21 protein-coding genes and 1 pseudogene are annotated in these 24,876 nt (G+C 71.1%); 12 read left to right on the top strand and 10 right to left on the bottom strand.

Features of this window, described 5'->3' with window-relative positions:
• Positions 1 to 209 precede the first annotated feature (209 nt).
• The 7 genes from ABB07_RS37540 (at position 210) to ABB07_RS37570 (ending at position 7,566) form a co-directional block, all read left to right on the top strand.
• Entirely contained in the window at positions 210 to 905 is a 696-nt protein-coding gene (locus ABB07_RS37540) for a response regulator transcription factor (RefSeq protein ID WP_208903792.1), read from the top strand.
• A 10-nt stretch (positions 906 to 915) separates the two neighbouring features.
• The gene (locus tag ABB07_RS37545) at positions 916 to 2,007 is read left to right on the top strand and encodes a sensor histidine kinase (protein ID WP_279617413.1); all 1,092 of its coding nucleotides are present in this window, start codon (positions 916 to 918) and stop codon (positions 2,005 to 2,007) included.
• Positions 2,008 to 2,280: 273 nt separating this feature from the next.
• Positions 2,281 to 3,393: an ABC transporter substrate-binding protein gene (locus ABB07_RS37550; RefSeq protein ID WP_208902902.1), complete on the top strand. Its 1,113-nt coding sequence runs from the start codon at positions 2,281 to 2,283 to the stop codon at positions 3,391 to 3,393.
• A gap of 402 nt (positions 3,394 to 3,795) precedes the next feature.
• Complete coding sequence (locus ABB07_RS37555) at positions 3,796 to 4,734, top strand: ABC transporter ATP-binding protein (RefSeq protein ID WP_208902903.1); 939 nt, start codon at positions 3,796 to 3,798, stop codon at positions 4,732 to 4,734.
• A complete protein-coding gene (locus tag ABB07_RS37560; RefSeq protein WP_208902904.1) occupies positions 4,731 to 5,582 on the top strand; it encodes an ABC-2 transporter permease in 852 nt (283 codons plus the stop codon). Before ABB07_RS37555 ends, ABB07_RS37560 begins: the two co-directional genes overlap by 4 nt.
• Positions 5,583 to 5,617: 35 nt before the next feature.
• Positions 5,618 to 6,901 (top strand): sensor histidine kinase, encoded by a 1,284-nt coding sequence (locus ABB07_RS37565; RefSeq protein ID WP_244189824.1) that lies wholly within the window; start codon positions 5,618 to 5,620, stop codon positions 6,899 to 6,901.
• Entirely contained in the window at positions 6,898 to 7,566 is a 669-nt protein-coding gene (locus tag ABB07_RS37570; RefSeq protein WP_208902905.1) for a response regulator, read from the top strand. The genes ABB07_RS37565 and ABB07_RS37570 overlap by 4 nt, the downstream gene beginning before the upstream one ends.
• A gap of 170 nt (positions 7,567 to 7,736) precedes the next feature.
• On the opposite strand, the gene ABB07_RS37575 is transcribed toward ABB07_RS37570, so the two are convergent.
• The 4 genes and pseudogenes from ABB07_RS37575 to ABB07_RS37590 all read right to left on the bottom strand — a co-directional run bounded on the left by ABB07_RS37575 (position 7,737) and on the right by ABB07_RS37590 (position 11,137).
• Positions 7,737 to 9,131: a sensor histidine kinase gene (locus ABB07_RS37575; RefSeq protein WP_208902906.1), complete on the bottom strand. Its 1,395-nt coding sequence runs from the start codon at positions 9,129 to 9,131 to the stop codon at positions 7,737 to 7,739.
• Positions 9,128 to 9,790 (bottom strand): response regulator transcription factor, encoded by a 663-nt coding sequence (locus ABB07_RS37580; RefSeq protein ID WP_208902907.1) that lies wholly within the window; start codon positions 9,788 to 9,790, stop codon positions 9,128 to 9,130. Before ABB07_RS37580 ends, ABB07_RS37575 begins: the two co-directional genes overlap by 4 nt.
• Positions 9,791 to 9,881: 91 nt before the next feature.
• Positions 9,882 to 10,472: pseudogene (locus ABB07_RS37585) on the bottom strand (phosphatase PAP2 family protein); the annotation flags it as partial.
• Positions 10,469 to 11,137 (bottom strand): DedA family protein, encoded by a 669-nt coding sequence (locus ABB07_RS37590; protein ID WP_208902909.1) that lies wholly within the window; start codon positions 11,135 to 11,137, stop codon positions 10,469 to 10,471. The gene ABB07_RS37590 and the pseudogene ABB07_RS37585, both read right to left, overlap by 4 nt.
• A 1,007-nt stretch (positions 11,138 to 12,144) precedes the next feature.
• Between ABB07_RS37590 and ABB07_RS37595 the strand changes: the two genes are divergently transcribed.
• Positions 12,145 to 13,233, top strand: coding sequence for a carboxylate-amine ligase (locus ABB07_RS37595; protein WP_279617434.1), 1,089 nt, complete (start codon positions 12,145 to 12,147; stop codon positions 13,231 to 13,233).
• A 213-nt stretch (positions 13,234 to 13,446) separates the two neighbouring features.
• On the opposite strand, the gene ABB07_RS37600 is transcribed toward ABB07_RS37595, so the two are convergent.
• On the bottom strand, positions 13,447 to 13,812 hold the full coding sequence (locus ABB07_RS37600) for a hypothetical protein (protein ID WP_244189839.1): 366 nt from the start codon (positions 13,810 to 13,812) through the stop codon (positions 13,447 to 13,449).
• Between the two features lie 59 nt (positions 13,813 to 13,871).
• Between ABB07_RS37600 and ABB07_RS37605 the strand changes: the two genes are divergently transcribed.
• Together ABB07_RS37605 and ABB07_RS37610 are read left to right on the top strand one after the other, a co-directional pair.
• Entirely contained in the window at positions 13,872 to 14,282 is a 411-nt protein-coding gene (locus tag ABB07_RS37605) for a MerR family transcriptional regulator (protein WP_208902911.1), read from the top strand.
• A 68-nt stretch (positions 14,283 to 14,350) separates the two neighbouring features.
• Entirely contained in the window at positions 14,351 to 15,934 is a 1,584-nt protein-coding gene (locus ABB07_RS37610; protein WP_208902912.1) for an MFS transporter, read from the top strand.
• 351 nt (positions 15,935 to 16,285) lie between these two features.
• On the opposite strand, the gene ABB07_RS37615 is transcribed toward ABB07_RS37610, so the two are convergent.
• Positions 16,286 to 17,026: a dienelactone hydrolase family protein gene (locus tag ABB07_RS37615; protein WP_208903794.1), complete on the bottom strand. Its 741-nt coding sequence runs from the start codon at positions 17,024 to 17,026 to the stop codon at positions 16,286 to 16,288.
• Positions 17,027 to 17,459: 433 nt separating this feature from the next.
• Here ABB07_RS37615 and ABB07_RS37620 point away from each other — a divergent pair, with 433 nt between their 5' ends.
• Entirely contained in the window at positions 17,460 to 17,660 is a 201-nt protein-coding gene (locus ABB07_RS37620; RefSeq protein ID WP_244189661.1) for a hypothetical protein, read from the top strand.
• Positions 17,661 to 17,904: 244 nt separating this feature from the next.
• Here the strand turns inward: ABB07_RS37620 and ABB07_RS37625 are convergent, their stop codons facing one another.
• From ABB07_RS37625 to ABB07_RS37635, 3 genes are all read right to left on the bottom strand, one after another.
• Positions 17,905 to 19,092 (bottom strand): permease, encoded by a 1,188-nt coding sequence (locus ABB07_RS37625; RefSeq protein ID WP_208902914.1) that lies wholly within the window; start codon positions 19,090 to 19,092, stop codon positions 17,905 to 17,907.
• Between the two features lie 190 nt (positions 19,093 to 19,282).
• Positions 19,283 to 19,705: a hypothetical protein gene (locus ABB07_RS37630; protein WP_208902915.1), complete on the bottom strand. Its 423-nt coding sequence runs from the start codon at positions 19,703 to 19,705 to the stop codon at positions 19,283 to 19,285.
• Positions 19,706 to 20,193: 488 nt separating this feature from the next.
• Positions 20,194 to 21,183, bottom strand: coding sequence for an SGNH/GDSL hydrolase family protein (locus tag ABB07_RS37635; RefSeq protein ID WP_244189662.1), 990 nt, complete (start codon positions 21,181 to 21,183; stop codon positions 20,194 to 20,196).
• 180 nt (positions 21,184 to 21,363) lie between these two features.
• Here ABB07_RS37635 and ABB07_RS37640 point away from each other — a divergent pair, with 180 nt between their 5' ends.
• A complete protein-coding gene (locus tag ABB07_RS37640) occupies positions 21,364 to 22,566 on the top strand; it encodes a PucR family transcriptional regulator (RefSeq protein WP_208902917.1) in 1,203 nt (400 codons plus the stop codon).
• 81 nt (positions 22,567 to 22,647) lie between these two features.
• On the opposite strand, the gene ABB07_RS37645 is transcribed toward ABB07_RS37640, so the two are convergent.
• Positions 22,648 to 24,552, bottom strand: a complete 1,905-nt coding sequence (locus tag ABB07_RS37645; protein WP_208902918.1) for an ArnT family glycosyltransferase — start codon at positions 24,550 to 24,552, stop codon at positions 22,648 to 22,650.
• Positions 24,553 to 24,876 lie beyond the last annotated feature (324 nt).

Consider the following 24,876-nt stretch of genomic DNA (forward strand, 5'->3'; position numbering starts at 1 on the left):
GTGGGGGTGGCATACATGCGCGGGTAGTCACGCTCTATCGCACCGGAGCCGAACATGCGGACTGTGAGGAGCCGACGAATCCGGCGGGTCGTTGTGCGTGCCGATGGTGAGGTGCGAGCCATGGTGCCAGTCAAGACACCGGCGTGTTGTCGGCACGTATGCGGTTTTCGATACGCCGACGATATGTGCCGACTCGTAGCATTGACGGCATGCGTGTATTGATCGTCGAGGACGAGCCCTATCTGGCAGAAGCCATCCGCGACGGTCTACGCCTGGAAGCGATCGCGGCCGACATCGCAGGTGACGGCAAGACCGCTGTGGAACTGCTGGGCATCAATGCCTACGACATCGCCGTCCTCGACCGCGATATTCCCGGTCCTTCAGGTGACGAGATCGCCAAACGCATCGTCGCCTCCGGCAGCGGCATGCCGATCCTCATGCTCACCGCGGCCGACCGTCTCGACGACAAGGCCTCCGGATTCGGACTCGGTGCCGACGACTACCTCACGAAACCCTTCGAACTCAAAGAACTCGCGCTCCGGCTCAGAGCCCTCGACCGCAGACGCGCCCATAACAGGCCTCCCGTACGGGAGATCGCAGGTCTGCGGCTGGACCCGTTCCGCCGGGAGGTCTACCGCGACGGCCGCTATGTCGCGCTGACCAGGAAGCAGTTCGCCGTGCTCGAAGTCCTCGTCGCTGCCGAGGGCGGTGTCGTCAGCGCGGAAGAACTCCTGGAACGCGCGTGGGATGCGAACGCCGACCCGTTCACCAACGCCGTGCGCATCACCGTATCGGCACTGCGCAAGCGTCTCGGCGAACCCTGGATCATCGCCACCGTGCCGGGCGTCGGCTACCGCATCGAGCCGGAACCAGGGGCCGGACACGACGGAGATGAGCGTGGATAGAGCCCCTGGGTTGAGCGTTCGCCTGAAACTCACCCTCAGCTACGCCGGATTCCTCATGCTTGCCGGTGTCTTGCTGCTCGCCGCCGTGTGGATGTTCCTCCTGCGTTACGTCCCCGAGCGTGCGCTCATCGTCCCCACGGGCACGCTCACTCATGGTGTTTTCCCGGTACGGTCCAACCTGCTGCATGTTTTCGCTCCGAGGGCAGCCGCGGTGTTGGCATTCCTGCTGGTGTTCGGTCTCGCGGGAGGGTGGCTCCTCGCCGGCCGCATGCTCGCCCCCCTGACCCGCATCACGGGCGCCACACGTATGGCCACGACCGGGTCGCTCTCCCATCGAATCCGGCTGCCGGGCCGCAAGGACGAGTTCCGCGAACTCGCCGACGCCTTCGACGTGATGCTGGCCCGGCTCGAAGCACATGTCGCCGAACAGCAGAGATTCGCGGCGAACGCCGCTCACGAGTTGCGCACCCCGCTGGCGATCTCGAAGGCGCTTCTCGACGTGGCCCGCACCGATCCCAACCGTGACACAGGCGAACTCCTCGACCGTCTGCACGCCGTCAACACCCGGGCGATCGACCTCACCGAGGCACTGCTCCTGCTCAGCCGCGCTGAGCAGCGATCGTTCAGCCGGGAGCGCGTCGATCTGTCCCTCGTGGCGGAAGAAGCCACCGAAACGCTCCTCCCCTTCGCGGAAAAGCGCGGCGTCACCATCGAAACCGGTGGCGACATCGCCCCCACGACCGGATCGCAAGCACTGCTGCTGCAGTTGACCACGAACCTCGTGCACAACGCGATCGTCCACAACCTGGCTGAGCAGGGAATGGTGTGGGTGAGTACCAGCGTCCGCCCCGGCACCGTGGTGCTCACTGTCGAAAACACCGGCGAAAAGCTCCCCCCGGAACTGGTCTCGACACTCACCGAACCATTCCAGCGCGGCACCGAGCGCATCCACACCGACCACGCAGGCGTCGGCCTCGGCCTGGCAATCGTCAAAACCATCACCCGCGCACACGACGGAACCCTCACGCTCACGCCACGCTCCGCCGGCGGGATCCGTATCACCGTGGAACTACCCGCCGCAGCCCCGCAGACCGAAAGCTAGCGAATCGGGGAATGGCCGCGCGGTGCTGCCTCGGGCAGACACCAGCTGGTGAGTTCTCTGTGCGGGCCTGGCGTCGCACGCCGCAGCGCCCGTGGCGTGGTCAGCACCGTGAGGGTGTTGCCGAGCCGCGCAGGAGGGCGCTGGAGAAGCCGGCGAGAACGCAGGGGCGTCGAAGTCGGCCGTTCTCGGCTCGGCTACTCTCGGCGTCACTCATGATCACTCTGTGATCCGGGCGAACCGCAGCCGAAATCGTCACTCGGGAGACGCCAGCACATGAACACGCCGCCATCGGCACGTGGAACGGAGGGGACTGACGGCTCATCAGTCCGGATCGGCGCGCTTGCTCCACTCACTCGGCCTGGGTGGGTCGGGGCCGGTCGGCACCTGCTCGCTGGACTGGAGCTGGCCGTCCACGAAGTCAATGCCGGCGGTGGGATCGCCGGAAGACCACTTGAGCTGCTGGTCCGGGACACCGCCGCTGATCCGGACAGGGCTGCGGCGGCCGTGGACGAACTGGCGGGCCTGGGCGTGGCCGCTCTGGCGGGGGAGTACCACAGTGTCGTCGCCCGTGCGGCCGCTGCCAGGGCCGACGCCCTCGGCCTGCCGTTCCTGTGCTCGTCAGCGGTTCTTGACGCGCTCACCGAACAACCGACGGAGTGGGTCGCCCGCCTCGCCCCGGCGCAGTCCCATGGCTGGCGGATCTACGGAGACTTCCTCCTCGGCGCGGGCCACAGCCGGATCGCCGTAGCAGCCGAGCCGAGTGTCTACTGGGCATCCGGGACCCGCATCCTGCGGGACCATCTCGCCCCACGCGGCGGCACCGTCATCGAACTCGACATGCGCGCGCTCGACCCCGCGACGCTGTGCGACGAACTCGTCGACCAGCGCGTGACGGCTGCGCTTCTTCTGGTCGGCCACCCGGAGCCGGCGGTGTCGATCGTGAAGTCCGTCCGGCGGGACCAGCGCCTCGGCGATGTCCTGATCGGAGCTCCGGCCGGGCAACCGGAGTTCGCCGAGTGGGCGACGTTGCTGGGTGAGGATGGTGCCTCCGTCCCGTTCCTGCGCTACCTGCCCGAGCGTCTCAGCCCGCTTGGCACACGCGTCGAGACGGCCCTGCGCGAGCGATTGGCCGAAGCGCCTTCCTTCGTCGCCTTCGAGGGGTACGACACGGTCGCCGTCCTCGCCGATGTGCTGCGTTCTCATGGCGTGGACCGGGCACGCATCGCCGAGTCCTGGTCGAGCGTTGCGGTCGAAGGCACCCGCGGGCAGATCCAGTTCTCCCGCACCCCGGGCATCAGCGTTCGGCAGTGGGCGTGGGCGCCGGTCCAGGTCGTGGACCGGGATCCGGCGGAACCCGGTCGCTTTCGTATCCTCCACGCCGGCTGAGAGAGCACTCAGGTCCGATCGCCCAGACCTGTCCGAACGTGAGGCCGCCCACTTGGTCCACGGGTTGACCCCTGCGCCTGGGGAGCGCCAGTAGCCGGGTCGCGCTGACGGAGGCGCCGTACGCCGTGGCCGAGGTGTTCCTCGCGCCGGACCGGTGGGTGCGGCTCGGCGCGGGGCGGCTGCCCTTGCCGCCGGGGTGGCTTACGAAGGCTTCCTCGGTCCGGCGCAGGCGCGGCGGCACCAGCACGCAGCGGAGATCGCGCGGTAGCCGTAGTACCCCGGTACCACCTGCGCGGCGGTGTTCGGTCCCCCGGTACCACCGGATCCGGGAGATCACGGCCTTAGCGTGGCGGAGGAGGCGTCGGGCGCGTCGGGCGCCCGAGTCCGAGAGAGAGAACGCGAATGATCGAGGCACAGCAGCTCACCAAGAGGTACGGGGAGAAGACGGCCGTCGACGGTCTGGACTTCACCGTGAAGCCGGGCACGGTGACCGGGTTCCTCGGCCCCAACGGTGCCGGCAAGTCCACGACGATGCGCATGATCGTCGGACTCGACGCGCCGACGAGCGGCTCCGTCACGGTGAACGGCCACCGCTACGCCCGCCACCAGGCACCGCTGCAGGAGGTCGGGGCCCTGCTGGAGGCCAAGTCGATCCACCCGGGCCGCTCGGCCTACAACCACCTCCGGGCGCTCGCACTGACTCACGGCATTCCGCGCCGCCGGGTCGACGAGGTCGTCGAACTCGCCGGTCTCGGCAGCGTCGCGAAGAAGCGGGCCGGTGCCTTCTCGCTCGGCATGGGGCAGCGGCTCGGTATCGCGGCGGCCCTGCTGGGCGATCCGCAGACCGTGATGCTGGACGAGCCCGTCAACGGGCTGGACCCGGAGGGCGTGCTCTGGATCCGCAACCTGCTGACGTCGCTCGCCGCCGAGGGGCGCACGGTGTTCGTCTCCTCGCACCTGATGAGCGAGGTGTCCCTGGTGGCGGACCACCTGATCATCGTCGGCCGGGGGCGGCTGCTGGCCGACACGACCGTGCAGGACCTGGTCCGCGAGGCGGGCGGCGACACCGTGAAGGTCGCGACGGACGACCCCGCGCGGCTGCGGGACGTGCTGGCCGGGCCCGGCGTGGAGATCACCGGCCGTATCGGCTCCGAGGAACTGCAGGTCACCGGGGTGTCCGCCCGGGAGATCGGGCTGAAGGCGGCCGAGCACGGGATCCCGCTGTTCGAGCTGACCACGAAGGCGGTGTCGCTGGAGGAGGCATTCATGGAACTGACCAGGGACGCCGTGGAGTACCACGGTTCCACGACCGGCACCGAGACCTCCGGGAGCGCGGCATGAGCACCCTCACGGCAACTCCCGAGACTCCCGAGACCGTTCCGGCCGCTCAGGACCGGCCTGCCTACCGGGTGACCGGACGGCGCGTACTGGCCTCGGAGTGGGCCAAGCTCTGGTCCCTGCGGTCCACCTGGATCACCCTCGGCCTGGGTCTGCTGTTCCTGGTCGCCTTCGGTGTCATCGCCGCGAGCCACTACAAGTCCAATCTCGACTCCGGCCGTCACATGGACCGCGACTTCGCCACCGCGACGGCCGTGAGCCTGTCCCTGTTCGGCACGAACTTCGCGCAGTTGGCCCTCGGCGTGCTGGGCGTACTGGTCACGGCCGGCGAGTACTCCACCGGCATGATCCGCTCGACCCTGGCCGCCGTACCGCGCCGGCTGCCCGTGCTGTGGTCCAAGGCGGCGGTGTACGGGCTGGTCGCCCTGGTGGTCGCGACCTTCGGCGCGTTCGTCGCCTTCCTCGTCGGCAGCCAGATCGTGTCCGGCACGCCCGCCGCCATGGGTCTCGGTCACGCCGGCGTCGTACGCAGCCTGCTGGGCGCCGGGCTCTACCTCGGCCTGGTCGGCGTGATCGGCGCCGCCCTCGGGGCGCTGCTGCGGTCCGTCGCCGGCGGCATCTCGGTCCTGGTCGCCGCCCTCATGCTGGTGCCCGGACTGGTCTCCCTGCTGCCCACCTCGTGGCAGGGCGACATCGATCCCTACCTGCCGAGCCACGCGGGCGAGTCGATCTTCGCGCTGACCCATGACTCCACCACCCTGTCGCCCTCGGCCGGGCTCCTGGTCTTCCTCGGCTGGACGGCACTGGCGCTGGCAGGGGCGGCGTACCGGCTCCTGCGCAGCGACGTCTGAGCGGCAGCAGGCCGCATCATGGTCTGGTGACCTCCGTGACCACCGATGACCTCAGCGGGATGGGGCCGCTGGTCGCCCGGCTCGGCCGGGCCGGCCAGCGGCTCCGGCACGCCGACCGGACCCGCCCGTGGGTGCTGGACACCGCGGTGGTGGTGCTGGTCTTCCTGATGTTCTGCCTGCCGGACCTGCTGCACGGGATGGACGGGGACGGCGACGGCCCACGCCGCTTCCATCTGGTGTTCACCCGGCCGCCCACGGCCGGGATGCTCCTGCTGCAGGCCGGGCTGGTGCTGCCCCTGCTGTGGCGGCGGCGGGCGCCCGCGGCGGCCTTCGGCGCCGTCACGGCCGTGTTCGTCGTCCAGTGGTCCCTCGGCGTCGCGCTCCGTGCGGACGTCGCCCTCCTCGTCGCCCTGTACAGCCTGGCCCTGCACGGGCGGCTGCGGCAGCTGCCGTGGGCCTGTGTGGCGATGGTGGGTGCGCTGGGCCTGGTCGCGGCGCGGGTCTCGGCGGCGGTGTCGGTCTGGGACGCGCTGTTCTTCCTGCTCAGCACCGCGACCGCGGCCCTCGCGCTCGGCCTGATGATCCGCATCCGGCGGGCCCAGCTGGCCGGGCTGCGGGACCGCGCGGCCCGGCTGGAGACAGAGCGCGACCAGCGGGGCAGGCTCGCCGTGGCGGCGGAGCGGGCGCGGGTGGCCCGCGAGATGCACGACATCGTCGGGCACAACCTGTCCGTCATCATCACCCTCGCCGACGCGGGCGCCTACGCCACTGCCGCCGCCCCGGAGCGAGGAAAGGAGGCACTGCACCTCATCGGCGACACCGGACGCCTGGCCCTGAGCGAACTGCGGCGGGTACTCGGCGTGCTCCGTGAGCCGGACGGCCCGCGCGGCGAGCCCGAGCTGAGCCCGCAGCCCGGTCTCACGGACGTCGACGCACTGTGCGAGGGGGTCCGCGCCGCCGGCCTGGAGGTCGTCTACCGTACGGCCGGTGATGTCGACGCCCTCGACAGCGGGGTGCAGCTCACGGTCTACCGCATCGTGCAGGAGGCCCTGACGAACACCCTCAAACACGCCGGCGCGGGCGCCTGTGCGAACCTGGCGATCGCCGTGGAGGACACCCGGCTGACCATCACCGTCCAGGACTCCGGACCGCCCGCACCGGCCGGCCGTCCCGGCACGGCGAACGAGGAAGGACACGGCCTGGTGGGCATGCGGGAACGAGCAGCTCTTTACGGCGGACACGTCAGCGCGGGTCCCGCGGGCCCGGGATGGACGGTACGCGCCACCCTCGACCTCGCTCCCCAGGGCGGTGCCCGGTGACCACCGTGCTCGTCGTCGACGACCAGCCGCTGCAGCGCTACGGCTTCCGGATGCTGCTGGACTCCGTGCCAGAGACGGAGGTCGTCGGGGAGGCTGCCCACGGAGCCGAAGCCGTGCGCAAGACCGCCGAACTGCGGCCGGACGTCGTCCTCATGGACGTACGCATGCCCGGCATGGACGGCATCGAGGCCACGCGCCGCATCGTCGCCGCCGGTGACCGCTCCCGTGTCCTGGTCCTGACCACCTTCGACCTCGACGAGTACGTCCACGCGGCCCTGCGCGCCGGAGCCAGCGGCTTCCTCCTCAAGGACGCCCGCCCCGAGGAACTCCTCGCCGGCATCCGCGCCGTGGCCGTCGGCGACGCGGTCATCGCCCCCGCGCTCACCCGCCGCCTGCTGCACGAATTCGCCCGACTCGTGCCGTCCGGCGGGGACCGCTCCGCGGAGGATCCCCGCCTGAGTGCCCTCACCGACCGCGAACGCGAGATCCTCGTCGCCATCGGCAAGGGCTGGACCAACGGCGAGATCGCCGAGCGTTTCGTCCTCTCGGAGTCCACGGTGAAGACGCATGTGGGCCGCGTCCTGTCCAAGATCGGCGCCCGGGACCGCATCCAGGCGGTGATCTTCGCCTACGACCACGGCCTGGCCCGGCCGCAGGCGGACTGACGTGCGGTTCGTCGGGCAGCGTGGTGGTGATCAGGACGGCGCCGGTGCTGCTGTTGTTCATGCCGCAGGCGAGGGTGAGGGACGACGCCGCGGGGGCCGGTCCGAGGAGGCGCGCGGCGCCGCGGCCGGTCAGGATGCGTTCAGGTAGGGGTCGGCGACCACTCCGACCGTCACCCGGCGGGCAGGCTGACCGTGAACCTGGCGCCGGGGGCGTGCCCGGGGTCGTAGGACACCTCCCCGCCGACGGCGCGGGCCAGGCGTCGGGCGAGGGGCAGCCCCAGGCCCGCGCCGTCGTGCCCGTCACCGGAGTCGGCGCGTCGGCCGGGCTGGAAGAGCTCGCCCACGAATCCCTCCGGTACGCCCGGGCCGTCGTCGACGACCTCGATCCGCACGGCGCCGGACACCCGCCGGGCGGTCACGGTCACGCGGGAGCGGGCGTAGCGGGCGGCGTTGGCGAGCAGCGGGCTGACGATGCGTTCGAGGAGGGCGGGGGCTATCCCCGCGTCCAGCACCGGTGCTTCCGCCTCCACCGTGGTCTTCACCGCGCCTGGGGTGTGGAGGTTCTTGAGCAGGCGGTCCAGGACGGGCACGACATCGGTCGCTCCGGGGGTCGTCGACGGGTTCAGCGCGTTCTCGCGGGCCTCATTGAGCAGGGTGTCGCAGATCGTCCGCATGGACTGGGCGGCCTCGGCGATCGCGTCGTGCGCGGCTCGGGTCTCGGCGTCCGTGCGCGGGCGGGCCCGCCACCAGTCGAGTTCCATGATGATCCGGGTCAGCGGGGTGCGCAGTTCGTGGGACAGCTCTCCCGTCAGCTGCTGCTCGTGGCGCAATACGGTGCGGATGCGGTCCAGGAGCTGGTCCAACGAGGCTCCCAGCCGGGCGAGTTCGGCCGGATGATCCTCCGTTCCGAACCGCTCGTCGGAGCCTATGGCGCTCCACTGCGTGGCCTGGTCGGTCATCGTCCGCACCGGGCGCAGGGCCCGGCCGACGGACAGACGGGTGAGTGCGTAAGTGCAGCCGAGCATCACGGCGTCGAGAACCAGTGACCCCAGCAGCAGGGTGTCGGCCGAGCTGCGGTACGGGGCGAGATCCAGTGCGGTGACGACAGAGGCGACGGCGTGGCGGCCGGGGAGGGGATGAGAGCACAGCCTTGCGGGGCGCTGACCGTGGGACTGGACGGTGGTGCAGGCGTGCTCGCGCTGCGCGGCCAGCCGGTCGGCGGCCAGTGTCAGGGGGCTGCCGTCCGCAGTGGACGGCGGCTTCTCCAGCAGGCGGTTTCCGGCGTAGATCCACACGTTGGTGTCGAGGAGGCGGTCGTTGGCGGTTTCCAGGACGCGGACCCGGGGACCGCTGGTGTCGACGGTCGTGGCGACCGCTGCCGCGCGGTTGCGCAACTCGTCGTCGGCCTGATGCTGCAGGTGCCGGTCCATGACGGCGTTGAACACCACGGTCAGGATCGTCATCAGCAGGGCGGCCGTGGTCAGCGCCACGAGCGAGAGCCGGCCGCGCAGGGTGCGCGGGGCGAGGCGGCGGAGGCCGCGGAGGACGTGGAGGTCGCGGTTCATGCCAGACGGTGTCCGATCCCCCGTGCCGTACTGATGCTGAGGCTGCTGCCCGCCTCCCGGAGCTTGCGGCGCAGCCGGCTCAGGTACTGGTCCAGGGTGTTGTCACTGACCTGCGCGCCCTCGGGCCAGCCGGCGCGCACCAGGTCGCGGCGGCGCACAAGGGTGCCGTCCGCGGCGACGAGCATGGCCAGCAGCCGGAACTCGGTGGGCGACAGGGTGAGGCGGGCACCGTGCACGGTCGCGCCGTGTTCCACCGGGTCCAGAACCAGGTCGCCGGCCGAGGTCATCGCCGTGGTGGCGGTCCGTCTGATGACGGCTCTCAGCCTGGCGGCGAGCTCGGCGAGGTGAAAGGGCTTGGGCAGGTAGTCGTCACCGCCGGCGGAGAAGCCGGACAGGCGGTCGGTGAGCTGGTGCCGGGCGGTCAGGAAGATCACGGGGGCGACGAAGCCGTTGGCGCGCATCGCCTGACACACGTCCCGGCCGTCGGAGTCGGGCAGGCCGACGTCCAGGACGGCCGCCGCGATGTCGGCGGTGGCCAGCCGCAGGGCGGTGGCGCCGTCGGCCGCGAGGACGGGCTCGAACTCCTCGTCGTACAGACCCCGGCGCAGCACGTCCCGCAGGGCGTGATCGTCCTCGACGATCAGGATCTTGGGGCGCATGATCCTCCGTGGGCCTTCCGGCCGGGGTCGTACCTACGATGAACGATTCGGACAGCCGTCACCTCTCAGCGACTCATGACGTCAGCAGCAGGGCACCCAGGCGCAGGGCGGTGAGCCGGCGCGCCAAGGCTTCCGACTGCCGTCGTATCGCGACCATCGCCGCTCCGGCCACCAGGGCGCCGACGGCCAGACCGGCCAGGACGTCATGTGGATAGTGTGCGCCGACCCACACCCGGGAGACTCCCATCGCCAGCGCGGCCACGACCGCTGTCACCCCGAGCCGGCGCGAGACGAACACCAGGGCCACGGCGGCCGCGGCAGCGATGGCCGCGTGGTTGCTGGGGAAGGACCAGTCGCCGGGCGCCGGACACGCCTCCAGCGTCCGCACGTGCAGGCTCTGACACGGCCGGTCCTCGCGCACCATCAGCTTCAGGGCGGAGTTCACGCCGTAGGCCACGATCACGACCACCGGCACCAGCAGCGCCGTCACCGCGGCAGCGACAACCCCCGAGCGCCGGGCGCGCCACCAGCCGACGGCGGCCAGGACGGCGAACACCGCCAGCCCGTACGTCGACCAGGCCGAGACGGTGTCGTCCAGCCAGCCGGGGGAGTGCTGGGCCAGGCGCACCACGTCCGCATAGGCGGAGCCGTCGATGGAGGACCCGTCGAAGGCCAGGATCACTTGCTTCCTCCCCTCGCGCCGGCGCCACGGCGGGCCCGCAGCACCTCGGCGAGAAGCGGGACCAGGGACACGACGACGATCAACGCGACCAGCGGCAGCAGGTAACGGTCGACGTTCGGGATCGAGGAGCCCAGCGCATAGCCGGCGAGAGTGAGCCCGACGCTCCAGGCCAGGCCGCCCGTCACCTGCCACACCGTGAACGTCCGCACCGGGACCTCCAGCGCGCCCGCCATCGGGTTCAGCACCGTCCGCACCACCGGGATGAACCGGGCCAGCACGACGGCCTTGGCATGCCCGTACCGCTCCAGCAGCTCCTCGGCGCGCTTCACCCCCTCGTGCAGCCGCCGGGAACGGCTGCGGGCTATCAGCGCGCCGCCCGCCTTCCGGCCGAGGAGGTATCCGCACTGCGCCCCGGCCAGCGCGCCGAGGGCCGCCGCGAGCAGCAGCGGTGCCAGGGACAGTTTCACGGCCTGGTCCGCCGTACCCGTGCACAGCAGCCCCGCCGTGAACAGCAGGGAGTCACCCGGCAGGAAGAACCCGATCAGCAGGCCCGTCTCGGCGAACATCACCACGCCTACGCCCAGCACGCCGAAGGCGGCCAGCAGTGAATGGGCGTCGAGCACGTTGACGGCCAGCTGCGCGGCCAGATGCGGTGGAGCGGTCATGGGCGCCTTTCCTGCGGCTCGGACGAGAATGAACGTCCGGCAGCGAATGACTACAGTGAAGTAGACGGTCTACGGAACTGTAGACGAACGGCGCGTGAAATGCGTTCCCGGACGACGGGCACTGTGCGAAAGCCCTCGGCGGGACGGCCGGCATTGAAGGTGCCCGGAGCCTTGCTTCCCCCACCAGGATCCGCGCGGCTCCGCTCCCGCCCGCACGGACGTTTCCCAGCAGGGTACGGCGCCTCGGTAAGGCCTCGTCTTCGCCCACCTGGACGGCTCCCGTCCCGGTGCCCGACGATTCGGGCCCGGCAGCCGATCAATGGCAAGGGAGCAAAGCATATTGAATGGTGCATTCCTGGAGTGTCCATCATCACTCAGTGGGGAGCGTGTGCCCATGTCAACGGCTCATGGGAGCTCCCAGCGGAGTGAGGATCGCGAGACGACTTGTTTGACATATCGAACAGAGTTCGGTTAATCGGTCAGGTACGACCCCGCCGACCCCGACGACGCGCAGGCCGCCGGCGTCCTGCACTGGAACGCATGGGACCTCGTCGAGCACCGCTGGCTCCCGTTCAGCATCGGCCTGGTGCTGGCACTGGCCGGTTCCGCGGCACTAGTCGATGGTGGCGGACACGCGCGACGTCCGTGAGCGGATCATCAAACGGTTCTGCGTGCCCCTGTCGGAGAGCGTCCGAAAGCTGACGCAGGACTCCACGGGGCGGCGGGTGGCCGGTCCGTGCGCTGTGACGGTGGCCGGGCAACCGCTTGCAGCGGCTTCGCCCGAAGGCTCAGCATGACGGTCCCACTCGTTGTTCGTCGGTAACCGGCCTGAGCGCCCCGGCGCGTGAGGAGTGAGCGCGAGCTGCGCCGAGTCGTGCCGAGTGGATGCCGGTGTCCCGTGTCTCCCGAAGGGGCTGGATGTGCCAGAGCCGTTTGACGCCGTGACCCCTGCTGCTGCGGGCGGGTCCGGGTGCTCGCCGGAGGCGCCCGCACCGCCGACGGTCGGTGTGGAGGAGGAGTTCGTCCTGGCCGACCGGCGCACCAGGTCGGCCGTGTCCAGGTCGGTTTCCGTGGTGCCTGCCGCGCGAGCTCGCCTCGGCGGGCCGCATGTGAGCCCAGAGCTGTCGCAGTCCCAGCTGGAGACGGTCAGTGCGGTGTGCCGTACCGGAGCCGAAGTGGAGGCGGAAGTACTTCGCTTACGCGCCGGTGCGGCTGCCGCGGCGGCCGAGCACGACTGTCTGCTGGTGCCCAGCGGGGTGGCGGTGCTGGGCCGCTCCGGGCCGCCGCCCATCCTCGACAAGGCCCGGTACCGGGCCCTCGCCGGCCGCTTCGGGCCCGTGGTGCACGGGCAGGGCGTGAACGCCTGCCACGTACACGTCGGCGTGGCCGACCGGGAGGAAGCCGTCCGGGCGGTCAACCACCTGCGGGGCTGGATGCCGCTGCTGCTGGCCCTGACCGCCAACTCCCCTTACGGCGATGGGGCGGACACCGGATACGCGAGCTGGCGCTCGGTGGTCTGGAGCCGTTGGCCCTCGGCCGGACCTCCTCCCCACCTGCGCGACGCGGCGCACTACCAACGGCTCGTCGACCGGCTCGTGGCCTCCGGAGCGGCGCTGGATCCGGCCATGGTCTACTGGCACGTCCGGCCGTCGGCGCATCTGCCCACCATCGAGGTACGCATCGCGGACGTGCTGCCCGACGCCAGGACCACCACCGCGTACGCGCTGCTCGTCCGTGCGCTCGTCGGGCACGCCGTGGAGCTGGTGCGCTCCGGCGAACCCGCCCCGGACGTCCCGGAGCTGCTGTTACGGGCGGCGTGCTGGCAGGCCGCCCGGCACGGGCCGGTCGGCACCCTGCCGGGCACACACACCCGCGACTGCGCTCCGACGGCCGTCGCCCGGCTGATCGAGGAGCTGTGGAAACGGGCCGAGCCGCACCTCAGCCGTCACGGCGACGACCGGCGCGTAAGTGCCTGGCTGGCCCATGTGCAGCTCAACGGGTCCGGCTCCGCGCGACAGAGGCGCGTGGCGGAACGACACCAGGGCGGTCTGCGGGCTGTGGTGGACGATCTCGCCGTCGAGGTTCCCTCGCATTGATTGCCGCCACCTTGAAGACGCCGGCCAGAAGGCTGGTATGACCGGTACTCAGGGTGCTCACGCTGGCCGTGGGCGGTTGTCCGTGGAGGAGATCGTCCATCAGCGGTTGACTTCGAGGTTCGTCAGAACGAGCAAGGCGCGCAGGAGGCGGGTGGCGCGGGCACCATTCCAACGGCCGCCGGAGGCATGCCGGTTACGCTCGCGCCTCATCGTTCAGGGCAACAGTGCCTCGGTCACAGGCGGGTGGTGAACCGGCCGTCGGGAAGCTTGCGCGGCCAGCCGCGATCGACGAGCCCGACCAATGCGCTCGTAATCCGGCAGGAGCATGGTCTTCTCCACGTCCAGCTCGCGGTACGGAAGCAGCCCATCACCGTGCCGGCCACCCACCTGCCCGGGCATGAGCGCGGCCGAGGCCCGCTCGTCGGCGAGTTGTCCACTCACCCGCTCCAGGACCCGTTCGGCGACGGCGAGCTCGTCCCGCTCCGCCCGCACCTCTGCCAACTGCTTGGCCGGCTGTTCTTCAAGCTCGTCCAGTTCCGCACGCCGCGCGATGATCCGCTCCAGCAGCTCCGGATCCATGCACCGGATCCTGCAGGGTGCACCTACGGGTGAGCTCATGCCGACGCATGATGTCGACCATGCATGAGGGGACGAAATATCTGACGATCGGCGAGGTCGCCGACCGGCTGGGGATCTCTGCGCCGACGCTGCGTTACTGGGAGGAACGGGGGCTCTTGCGACCCGCGGCCCGGCAATCGGGGCGGCGGCTCTACGGGGCCACGGAGCTGCGGCGGATCGCCTTGATCCGGATCTGGCAGGAGAGCGGCATGCTGAGCCTGGACGAGATCGCGACTGTGCTGGCCGGACGCACGGAGACCGGTCATTGGCGGGAGACGGTGCACGGGCGCCTGGCGGCCATCGACGAGCAGATCGACCGTCTCGGGCGGGCCCGGGTTTACCTCGTGCACTACCTGGACTGCCCGCGTGATCGCCCGGCGGAGGAGTGCCCGGTGGTCCACCGGGAGGTCGACGCCTACCTGGACGCTTGACTTCAAGTCGACATGAAGTGGAACGGTGCGGCCCATCGGCTTTTCCTCACGACCGGTCAGGAGCCCTTGTGTCCGCACCGCGCCATCCCGTCGGGCTGATCACAGCAGTCTTCCTCGGAACCTTCATGGCCCTGCTCGACATGAGCGTCGTCAACGTGGCGCTTCCGGCCATGCAGACCCACCTGCACGCCCGGATCACAGACATCCAATGGGTGGTGGACGGCTACACCCTGTGCCTGTCCGCCTTCATGCTCACCGGCGGCGCGCTGGGCGACCGCTTCGGGCGCAAGAAGGTCTTCCTGGCCGGGCTCGCCCTGTTCACTCTCAGCTCGGTGCTGTGCGCGGTGGCATCCAACACCACCACCTTGGTGATCGGGAGGCTGCTGCAGGGCACCGGAGCCTCCACCGTCACTCCCGGAGCACTGTCGCTGTTGGCACAGGGGTTCCCGGACCAGGCGAAGCGGGCCCGGATGATCGGCCTGTGGGGCGCGTGCAGCGCCCTGGCCGTCGTACTCGGACCCCTTCTCGGCGGAGCGCTCACGGACTCCGCCGGCTGGCCCGCCATCTTCCTGATCAACGTGCCCCTCGGCATCATCGCCCTCACCGCCGGCATCAAAAGCATCGCCGAGTCCGCCGACCCGGAGCACGCGGCCACCGATCCCGTCGGCCAGATCCTCGGGATCGTGTGGCTCGCCGCGCTCACCTACGCGGTGAACGAGGCCGGCCGCGACGGCTGGGGCGCGACACGGAATCTGGTGCTCTTCGGCGTGGCCGTCGTCGCCTTCCTCGCCTTCGTCGCCGTCGAGCGTCGTGTTCCGCGCGCCATGCTGCCGGTCTCGCTCTTCTCCGACCAGCGCTTCGTGATCACCAACATCGCATCGTTCATACTCGGCTTCGGCGCCTACGGCACCTTCTACCTGCTGTCGCTCTACCTGCAGCAGGTCCAGGGCACCAGCGCGGCGATGACCGGCGTGAAGTTCCTCCCGTACTCGGCGGCCATCGCCATCGGCTCGACGCAGGCCGGAAAGCTGACCGCCCGTTTCGGCCCCCGAGGCGTCATGGTGGCCGGCTACGGCCTGGTCAGCGTCGGCCTGCTGGGTCTGCTGAGCCTCACCCCCACCACCGGTTACGGGCAGGTGGGCGTGCTCTTCGCGGTTCTCGGCCTGGGCATGGGACTCGGCATCGCACCCACCAACGCGGCCGCCATGGCCGCCGTACCCCGGGAGCGGTCAGGGTCGGCCGCCTCCACCGTCAACACCACCCGCCAGGTGGGCACGGCCCTGGGCATCGCCGTGCTCGGCTCGCTGCTCAACGCTCGCGCCGAGACCTCGGTCGCCGGCAACCTCGCCGGCTCCGGCAGCGTGCCCGACCCCAGCGAGCGCGGCACCGCGGCTCACCTCATCGTCGCCCAGCGCGGAGTCGCCCCCGCCCACTTGGGCCTGAACCTCCGCACCGCACTGCGGTACTTCGACTCCGGCTTCGTCGACGGACTGCACACCAGCCTGCTGGTGGCCGGGGCCGCCACCGCGCTCGCCACCGCCGCGGTGCTCCTCCGCCTCCGGCCGCCCAAGCCAGTGCCCGCGCCTGTACCCGCGCCGGAGTCTCCCACCCAGCAGCCCCGCACCCGGGGTTCCTGCGACGTCGACGGCTGACCGCCGCCGACAGATCCAGGCGGACTTGCCTGACGGCTCCTTCTTGAACGTCACTTCTTGTCGCCGGGGGAGTCGTGCGCCCAGGCCTGGTACTTGGCGGGCGGCGCCGTGACGGTGAGGTGGCCGCCGGCCGCGCGTGCCGCTGACAGACGATCTACGAGTTGCAGGCGGAGGGGCTGGTGTGGCTGCGCCGACCTATGTCGAGTGTCATAGCAAGGCATGGCTCCACAGCCACGTCCCACGGCTGGACCCTGTGAGGCCAGTGGAAACCAACCTCCCGGCCGGCACACCTGGATGAGCAGCGTCCTGGCCAACACGGCTGCCGTCTGCTGGTTGTCTGACGGACCGGCGTCACTTCAGGTGCCGGGTGAAGAACTGGGCCGCGGCGTCCCCCGCGAACGGCGGGACGCCGGTGTGCCCGCCCATGTTGGCGTGCAGCGTCTTCTCCTCGGAGCCGAAGGCGTCGAACAGGTCCAGGGCCGCCTGCCGGTCGTTCCCTTCGTCGTCCCACTGCAGCAGGACGTGCAGGGGAATGGTGACCTGACGGGCCTCCTCGAACATGGCGCGAGGGACGAAACTCCCGGCGAACAGAACAGCGGCCGAGATGCGCGGCTCCACCACCGCCAGCCGGGTCCCGATGGAAATCACTCCCCCCGAGTACCCGACCGGGCCGCCGAGTTCGGGCAGCGACAGGAGGGCGTCCAGGGCGGCCTGCCATTCCGGGACCGCCTTGTCGACCAGCGGGAGGATGAGGGCGTCGATGATCTCGTCGCTTACCGGCTCGCCGGCCTCCATGGCCCGGCGCAGGTCGGCGTGGGCTCGCTCGGCGGCGGGCAGGCGGGGGCGGTCGCCGCTGCCGGGTAGTTCGATGGTGGCCGTGGCGAAGCCATCCGCCGCGGAGTGCCGGGCCCGGGCCACCAGTCGGGGGTACGCCTTGCGCAGCCCCAGAGGAGGGGGGCTGAGCAGGATCAGCGGCGCCGGGGCGGAGGCGCACGCGGATCCGGGCGTCCACAGGATGCCCGGGATCTCGCCGAGGGTGAATGCGCGCTCGAGGACAGCGTCGTCGAGACGCTGTTCAGAAGTGAAGTGCACGGTCGTGCCTTTCGGGAGTGCCATGGAACGGCGCTCCCGGACGACCTATCGCCCGACCGTGGCCCCGGAGGGGAGCACCCCTGTCGATACGTTCACGGGTACCACCTCCTCGCTCTCTTGCACGGCCTCCGGCAACGTAGCAGTGGCTGCCGTGGTTCCGCCAACGGGTTTTGCGGAGGCCCAAGATCCCGGCCCACGCGATGGGGGGTGATGTGACTGGTGTTGGTCTTGCTGCGCCGGTTGCGTCGGTGGACACGTTTTCCGGATGCCGGGACCGAAGCCATCCGCCATTCAGTGGCATCGGTGTGCCCCCGGTGGGTTTACGGTGGTCACGAGGGGTCTGTTCGGACGCTGAGCGCAGCCCGAAGACTCGGTCCCGGCTCCGCCGAACCCAGCCGCTCCTGCTTGTCCGGGGGGTGCCATGAAAGTCGAAATGATCCAGAGGGCCGCCAACGTGCTCTTCGACGTGCCGAACGAGATGCACGAAGAGATCATCATGCTCATCACCGCGGTCACCGACGACGACGAGACACGGGCGCCGGACCTCGCCGCCGCGTTCGGCGAGTGGTGCTGGCTCGTGTACACCATCCGCGACGACGTGGTCGAGGTACTGGACGTCGGCTGCGCCCGCTGACGCCGGGCGCGATCCTCGTGGGCCAGGCGGTCCCGGCGCCGGTCAGGGCAGGAGCGCCGATCCGAGGATTTCGATGCCGCGGGAGCGAGCCGCCGACGCGAGCGCCGCAGAGTCCGGAGGGAGATCGACGATGGGCGGGACGTCGGTGGACACGGCGGGTGTGGCGAGCTCGAGCGTGAACCGCTCGAAACCCGCGGGTGCGTGGAGGGTCAGGAACCGCCAAGACGGCGCCGGCCGCAGCGGTTCAGTGAGGGTGGTGCTCGCCGTCACCGTGCGTGTGGTCGTGGTCATGCCCGCCCCGGGCCGGTGAGCCGCCCATCATGCGCAGCATCGCCGGGCCGCCGGTGCGCAGGAAACGGACCAGGAGAGCGGTGGCCAGCAGCAGGAAGGCGATGTTGAGCCAGGTCGTGTAGTTCCAGCTGACGCCTTCCTGGGGGATCTTCGCGTCGGCCTGGTCGGGGATGAGGCCGAGACCCCCGAAGGAGAACTCCACGACATAGCCGGCCACCGCCATCGCGGCGAAGAACGTGCCCAGCAGGAAGGCGGCCATCCGTGCGCCGTAGTACTTCCGGTAGATGTTCAGGATCGGCAGGATCAGCAGGTCGGCGAAGATGAAGGCGATGACACCGCCGAAACTGATGCCGCCCTTCCACAGCACCACGGCCAGCGGCACGTTGCCGATCGAGCAGACGAACGTGGCGATCGCCACCACCGGCCCGATCAGCGGCCCGATCAGCTTCGCCGCGAGCGGATGGTCGGCCAGGAAGAAGGCGCGCCAGAAGTCGTCCGGCACCCACGCGGCGATCGCCCCGGCGATCAGCAGTCCCGCGACCAGGTCGCGAAGGATCGCCGCCCACTCCATGACGAAGATGTGCGAGACGGAGGTGAGGCCGTCACGGGAGAGGAGCCGGCGCAGGAAGCCGCCCTCGGCGCGCACCGACATGTCCATCGCCGCGTGCCCCTCCATCGATCCGGTCAGCCCGCGCTCGGCCTGCTCCCGCGCCTGCCGCAGCAACCGCTCACGCAGGAGGAGCCGGAACAGCACCGCGAGTACGACGATCATGATCGGGCCGCCGGTGAACTCCGCGGCGGTGAACTGCCACCCCATCAACAGCGCCAGGATCACGCCCAGTTCGACCACCAGGTTGGTCGAGGCGATCTCGAAGCCCATCGCCGCCGTGAAGTTCGCCCCCTTGCGGAACAGCGAGCGGGCGAGCGCGACGGCGGCGTACGAGCAGGACGACGAGGCTGCGCCGAGCCCCGCGGACAGGGCGAGCGTACGGGGCCGGTCGTCCCCCAGCAGGCGTGCCACCGTCTCCCGGCGAACCACCGCCTGGACGACGGCCGACAACGTGAAGCCGAGGATCAACGCCCAGGTGATCTCCCAGGTCATGGACCCGGCGATGGACAGCGCGTGGCCGATCGCATGCATGGTGCACACCCTTCGCCGTTGTATGCCGCCGGCGAGCTCCACTTTATACCCCGGAGGGGTATGCGGGCTCTACTCTCGCGCCTGACGGCGGGCGTGGGAACGGCCGAGGAGAGGGACAGGCGCCCGCGGACGGTATGTGCGCGGCAGGGAGGGCGGCAGGGAGGGCGGCAGGGAGGGCAGTCGGGCGACGTCAGCCGATGAGGGAGCGGAACTGCTCGATCGTACGGCGTCGCATGGTGAGGAAGGCGAGCCACGAGCCGTCGGCGAAGTGCAGCCGGAAGCGGGCCATCAGCTGCGTCCGGGGCCGGCGCTCGACCCGGGTCACCCACGACCGCGGCACCTCCCACACCGGGGTGCCGTCCAGTGGCTGGACCAGTCCGACGCGCTGGTCGGTCACGCGCATCAACAGCGCTCCGGAGGTGCGCGGCATCCCCGCGGCGATGCTGCCCGCTCCACCGGACTGCGCGCCCATGGTGTTGACCATGTGGTTCGCGAGGGATGCCCCGATGCCGATGCCCTTGGCGCTCTTGGCGGGGACGACGGTGGCGTAGGCCAGGAGGCGCTCACCGGGGGCCAGTTGACTGTGGGCGGAACGCTCGCGGAGTGCCGACATGCCCATGATCATAGGTGACGGGGAAAGAACGCGAGGAGGCTGGATCCAAGGAGTGGTGAGAAGGAAGCCCCTTCATGGCCCCCGCCACCGTCACCCGGTTGCCCTCGACGCGGTCGGACGTCGGAGTCCCCTTCAGCTACGGGTGCAGCCACTTGGCGTGCCACCGGCCGTCCGGGGCCCGCAGGAAGGCCGCCAGCAGTGCGACCCGGCCCGGACTCCACGGATATCAACAGCGTCGAACTGCCGTGCGGCGACGGCGCCTTCGCCGACCGGCCCTGCCGGGGCGGGAAGACGGCGGGTGTGCCGGATGGCCAGGGGCTGGAGACGATGGACCCTTGCGGCAGGGTCGCGAGGCGGGTGAGCGGGCGCACCCTGTTTTCGCGCGCCGGCCGCCGCCGCGGCCTGCAGCCCCCGCGCCGGCCGCCGCCGCGGCCCGCCCAGGGGACCGGGTCCGGCCCGCGTGGGGCGGCCGGACGGCCGGGTGGGAATCAGTGGCGTAGCGCGGCCAGTACGGCGTTCGCCATGGCGAGTTCACCGGTGGCGTTGGGATGGAGGGGGAGCGTGGGCGAGGTGGGGAACAGGCCCTCGATCCACGGCGTGGAGGAACAGCTGTCGTGGCCCCGGGTCGGGGTCAGGGTGTCGACGTACGTGGCGTCGGCGGCGCGGGCGGCCGCGGCGACGGTGTCGTTGAGCTCGCCGAGCACGGAGCGCAGGAATGCGAGGTCCCCGGTGGTGACCGGCATCTTGCCGAGGCACTGCACGGGGTCGTCGGGGAGTACGGCCGGGTAGCCGACGACCAGCACCTCGGCACGTGGTGCGCGGTCTTGAAGCGCCTTGAGGGCGGCGCGGAGTTGTGTCGCGGCGGAGTCGAGCCGCTCGCTGAGGGTGTCGCCGTAGAAGTCGCGGCACGGCGTACCGAGCGGATTGGTCACGGACAGGGTGGAGCAGGTGGCCGCGATGTCGGCGAAGCCGAAGTCGGACGTGCCGAGGTCGTCGCCGGCGACGGTGAGGGTGACCAGCGTGGTGTCGGGTGTGAGGGCGTCGATCTGGGGACCGTTGACGACGGCCCCGGCGTCGGTCTGGGCGGTGGTCAGTGCGCCGGTCTTCGCGCCGGCGCAGCTGACGTCCCTGTACGTGCCGAAGGCCAGGTCGGCGGCGACGAGGTGGCCGTAGTCGTGGTCGGAGCGCATGCACGCGCCGCCGGACTGGGCGGGGATGCCGGCACCGGAGGCGTAGGAGTCGCCGAGTGCCGCGTAGACGCCGGCCGGCGCACCGCTCGAACCAGGGCTGACGGACGCCGCGTGGGCGGGGACGGCGGCGGAGGCGGTGGCCAGGAGCACACCGCCGCCGAGCGCGGATACGCCCTTCGCCAGCGCCTTCACGCGCCGGTCGGCCCGGGTGTTCCGCGCTTCCCGGGTGTGTTGGGCGCGTGGCGCTCGATGAGTGATGTGCGTGCTGGTGGTCGCGGCTCTGGGCACGGCTGCTCCAGGGGAGTGTGAGGACGGGAACGCAACTCCGATACCGGCCGGTAACGTTGCGGACATCGTCGTGGCCGTCGATCCGGCGGGCCATGTGCCCGCACACAGCGGTGCGGCGGCCCGGTTGTCCCCGTGCACAGCCTTCTTGTGCGCGGCGCGGCGATTTGTAACCTGCTGGTCATGCCCCGCACGCCACCGCCACCCGCCGAGATCGCCCCCGTCGCGACCGCGCTGCTCGGCCGCGCGCAGGAGCTCGGCGCCCGGATGGCCCGCCGCATCCGGGCCGAGGTCACCTACTACGGTGCCCAAGGCCCCGTCGCCTTGGAGGAGTTGACCGCCAGCTGCCGCCGTAACACCGAGCTGGTTTTCGGGCAGTTGGCCAACGGCTGCACGGCCGGCATGGACCCGGCCGAGGAGACGGGACGCAGGGCGGCACGCGAGGGAGCGCCGCTGGGGGAGCTGCTGCACGCCTATCGCGTCGGCTCCGAGTTCCTGTGGTCCGAGCTGGCGGCCGAAGCCCGTGCCGCACGGGCCGTCACCGCCGACACCATCGTGTCCCTGGCCGCCTGGTGGGTGAACGAGGGCCTCGCGGCGGCGGCCAGCGACGCCTACCGCGAGACGGCGTCCGAACTGCTCCTCCAGCGCGACCGTGAACGGTCCGTGCTGGTGGAGGCCCTGTTCACGGGCGTACTCACCGACCGCACCACCCTGTGGGAGGCCGCCGACGCGCTCGGCCTGCCGACCGAGGGGCCGTTCGCCGTGGTGGCCGCCGCCGTCCCCGCACCGGGCCGGGAGGCACTGCCCGGCATCGAGGCCCGGCTGCAGGCCGAACGGATCCGCTCGGCCTGGCGGCTGCTGCCCGACCTGCACATCGGCGTGACAGCGGTCCGCGTCCCGGACGGTGAGGACGCCGTCCTTCGAGTCCTCGGCGGCTTCACCCCGGCCCGGGTGGGGATCAGCCCCGCGTACGATGCCTTGCGCGACACCCCCAGGGCCCTGCGTTACGCGCGCCTCGCGCTGGCCCGGCTGCCGGCGGGGACGCCGGGCCTGGTCCGGTTCGACGACAGTCCCCTCGCCCTGCTGGTCGCCGCGAACGTGGACGACGCGACCCGGATCGCGGACACGGTCTTCGCGCGTGTCCTGGAACTGCCACCCGAGGAACGGCATCGGCTGCTGGACACCTTGGAGCAGTGGTACGAGTCCGGGGGGTCGGCGGCCGACACCGCGCGGCGGCTCTACTGCCATCGCAACACCGTCCGCTACCGGCTGCGCCGCCTGGAGGAACTGACCGGCCGCTCCCTGCAGGACCCCCGCGCCGTCGCCGAGATCTCGGTGGCCCTGCACGCACTACGACTCCTCCCGCCGACGCCCGAGAAGCCCTGAGCCACCCCGCATGCCGGGTGCGCGGCCGTGGGAGGGCTTGGGGCGACTCGCAGGCACGCCGGGGTCGGCGGTGCCGTCGGCTCAGTTGCCCGGGTGGCAGTCGTAAAGGCTGAGGCTTCCCCTGGTGCGCCAGCCGTAGGCCTTGGAGTGGATGCGTGTGCAGTGGGACTTCACCCATGTAGTGGCCGGGGTGGTGGGCCGCAGGGGGGTGAGCAGTACGTAGCGGAGCTGGTGGGTGGTGATCAGGGTGCCGAGTTCGTCGGCGGTGGGGAAGGGGGTCTTGCCGGTGAAGCCGCCCATGACCAGCATGGGCTGGGACCGGGCGCGCAGCAGGCGCTCCGCGGGGTAGGCGGCCTGGGTGGCGAGGAGGTACTTCTCGCCGTGGTGGTGCGCGGTGAGGTAGTCGAGCAGAGCGGTGTCGCGGGCGCTGGGCCGGTCGAGCCCGACCCGGCGGAGAGCGGACCGGTGGTGGACGGCGTTGCGGTAGACCTTGCCGACCGGACCGGCTGTGGGCGACGTGGAGGCGCCCGCGTACAGCGGGTCCAGCGCGGAGACGGCCCAGCCGGCGGGCAGGAGCAGAGTGGCCGCGATTCCGGCGGCCAGGGAGCCCTGGACCATCACTTGGGAGGCGCGTGACTCGTTGGTCCACAGGCCCAGCGCGCCGCACCCCGCGAGGCCCACGGCGAGCAGCAGCAGCCAGGAGACGAACAAGGTCGGCACGTCCAGCACCACCGCCCAGACCACCGTCAGCACGATGGCCGACGGCAGCCACACGCGCCGCCGGCCACCTGCCTCGTACTCGGACCGGAAGAGGGCGAGCCCGCCACCGGCGAGCGCGGCGACGGCCGGTGCGAGCACGGCCGTGTAGTACGGGTGATTGCCGTTGGAGACGCTGAACACCACGGCGTGCACGGCCAGCCAGCCGCCCCACAGGAGGAAACCGGCGCGGAGCAGGTCGGTGCGCGGTTCGCGGGCGCGCCAGAGCAGGCCCAGTACGGTGGCGAGCACGGCCAGCGGCAGGAACCAGGCGATCTGCGGGCCGACGGTGTGGTTGACCAGCATGCCCCAGCCGGTGTTCCCGGAGGTCCGGCTGGCGGCGGTCCCCGACACGGCACCGAGCGCGGTGTCGTCGTCGCTGAAGCGGCTCAGGCCGTTGTAGCCGAAGACCAGGCTGAAGGGATTGTTGTTGGAGGTGCCGTCGACGTACGGGCGGTCCGCGGCGGGCGTCACCCAGGCGAGCAGCGCCCACGAGCAGGAGACGGCCAAGGCCACCGCACCGCTCAGCAGCAGGCGCAGGACCCGTCGCAACGGCGTGCCGCTCGCGGCGAGTTGGTAGACGAGGGCGAAGACCGGCAGCACCAGCCATGCCTGCAGCATCTTCGCCTGGAAGGCGAGCCCGACCCACACGCCGCAGGTGATCAACGGCAGCAGCTGCCCGGAGCGCACCGCCTTCTGCAGGGCGCCGGCGGCCGCCACCAGCAGCAGCGTGAGTGCGGTGTCCGGGATGGTGGCCCTGTTCAGGACCACGGTGACCGGGGTGAAGGTGAGCGCCAGCGCGGCGACCAGCGCGGCGAAGGGCCCGGCCCAGGCCCGTACGATCCGGTGGAGCAGCCATACGGTGAGCACGCCCTCGATGACCTGAGGCAGCGCGGCCGCCCACGTGCTCGGGCCGAAGATCCAGACCGATACGGCCTCGGGCCAGAAGGCGCCGGGCAGCTTGTCGAGGGTGATCGAACCGCTGGGATCCAGACCGCCGAAGAAGAAGGCCCGCCAACTGGCGGCCATGGACCGTATCGCCGCGCTGTAGTAGGGGTGAATCGCGGCGTGCCCGAGGCCCCAGCCGTACAGCAGCGCGGCGACGACCAGCACCGCGGCCAGCGCCGGACGTTCCCAGGCCGCCGGAGCTTCCGGCCGGCTGCCGCGCCGGCGCGCGGCCCGGTGGCCGCTGCGGGCGCCGGTGGTCTGGGCGGTGGGGAGGGTGGCCATTGCGGTGGTCCTTCAGTGGTCAGGCGGTGCGGCGGGTCACAGGCGGTGGGCTGCCCGGGAGCCGCGGGCGGCGCCGGTGCGTGCCCTCCGGCAGACCGCCGGTGGTCGTGCGTGGGTGGCAGTACGGCTGGGACAGCCCGTCGGTGACGGTGCCGTCGGGGGCAGCCCGGCCGGGGTGGGGGCGCTGTGGCGGGCCCGGTCGTCGAGGCCCGTGCACAGGACGCGGTGGTCGACACGGCTTCTGGCACGCCCGTGGGCCGGATGGCCTTCGGGCCGGCCACGGGGAGGGCGGCTACCCCGGGCAGTCGTACGACGAGCGAGGCG

It is taken from the genome of Streptomyces incarnatus (assembly GCF_001027185.1).
GTDB classification, from domain to species: Bacteria; Actinomycetota; Actinomycetes; order Streptomycetales; family Streptomycetaceae; genus Streptomyces; species Streptomyces puniciscabiei.

Bases quoted from the DNA above. Each gene is read 5' to 3' on its own strand.
- ABB07_RS37600 (WP_244189839.1), bottom strand. From the start codon at position 13,812: ATGGATCCGGAGCTGCTGGAGCGGATCATCGCGCGGCGTGCGGAACTG.
- ABB07_RS37590 (WP_208902909.1), bottom strand. From the start codon at position 11,137: ATGACCGCTCCACCGCATCTGGCCGCGCAGCTGGCCGTCAACGTGCTC.
- ABB07_RS37560 (WP_208902904.1), top strand. From the start codon at position 4,731: ATGAGCACCCTCACGGCAACTCCCGAGACTCCCGAGACCGTTCCGGCC.
- ABB07_RS37540 (WP_208903792.1), top strand. From the start codon at position 210: ATGCGTGTATTGATCGTCGAGGACGAGCCCTATCTGGCAGAAGCCATC.
- ABB07_RS37555 (WP_208902903.1), top strand. From the start codon at position 3,796: ATGATCGAGGCACAGCAGCTCACCAAGAGGTACGGGGAGAAGACGGCC.
- ABB07_RS37645 (WP_208902918.1), bottom strand. From the start codon at position 24,552: ATGGCCACCCTCCCCACCGCCCAGACCACCGGCGCCCGCAGCGGCCAC.
- ABB07_RS37640 (WP_208902917.1), top strand. From the start codon at position 21,364: ATGCCCCGCACGCCACCGCCACCCGCCGAGATCGCCCCCGTCGCGACC.
- ABB07_RS37630 (WP_208902915.1), bottom strand. From the start codon at position 19,705: ATGTCGGCACTCCGCGAGCGTTCCGCCCACAGTCAACTGGCCCCCGGT.
- ABB07_RS37620 (WP_244189661.1), top strand. From the start codon at position 17,460: ATGATCCAGAGGGCCGCCAACGTGCTCTTCGACGTGCCGAACGAGATG.
- ABB07_RS37605 (WP_208902911.1), top strand. From the start codon at position 13,872: ATGCATGAGGGGACGAAATATCTGACGATCGGCGAGGTCGCCGACCGG.
- ABB07_RS37550 (WP_208902902.1), top strand. From the start codon at position 2,281: ATGAACACGCCGCCATCGGCACGTGGAACGGAGGGGACTGACGGCTCA.
- ABB07_RS37580 (WP_208902907.1), bottom strand. From the start codon at position 9,790: ATGCGCCCCAAGATCCTGATCGTCGAGGACGATCACGCCCTGCGGGAC.
- ABB07_RS37575 (WP_208902906.1), bottom strand. From the start codon at position 9,131: ATGAACCGCGACCTCCACGTCCTCCGCGGCCTCCGCCGCCTCGCCCCG.
- ABB07_RS37625 (WP_208902914.1), bottom strand. From the start codon at position 19,092: ATGCATGCGATCGGCCACGCGCTGTCCATCGCCGGGTCCATGACCTGG.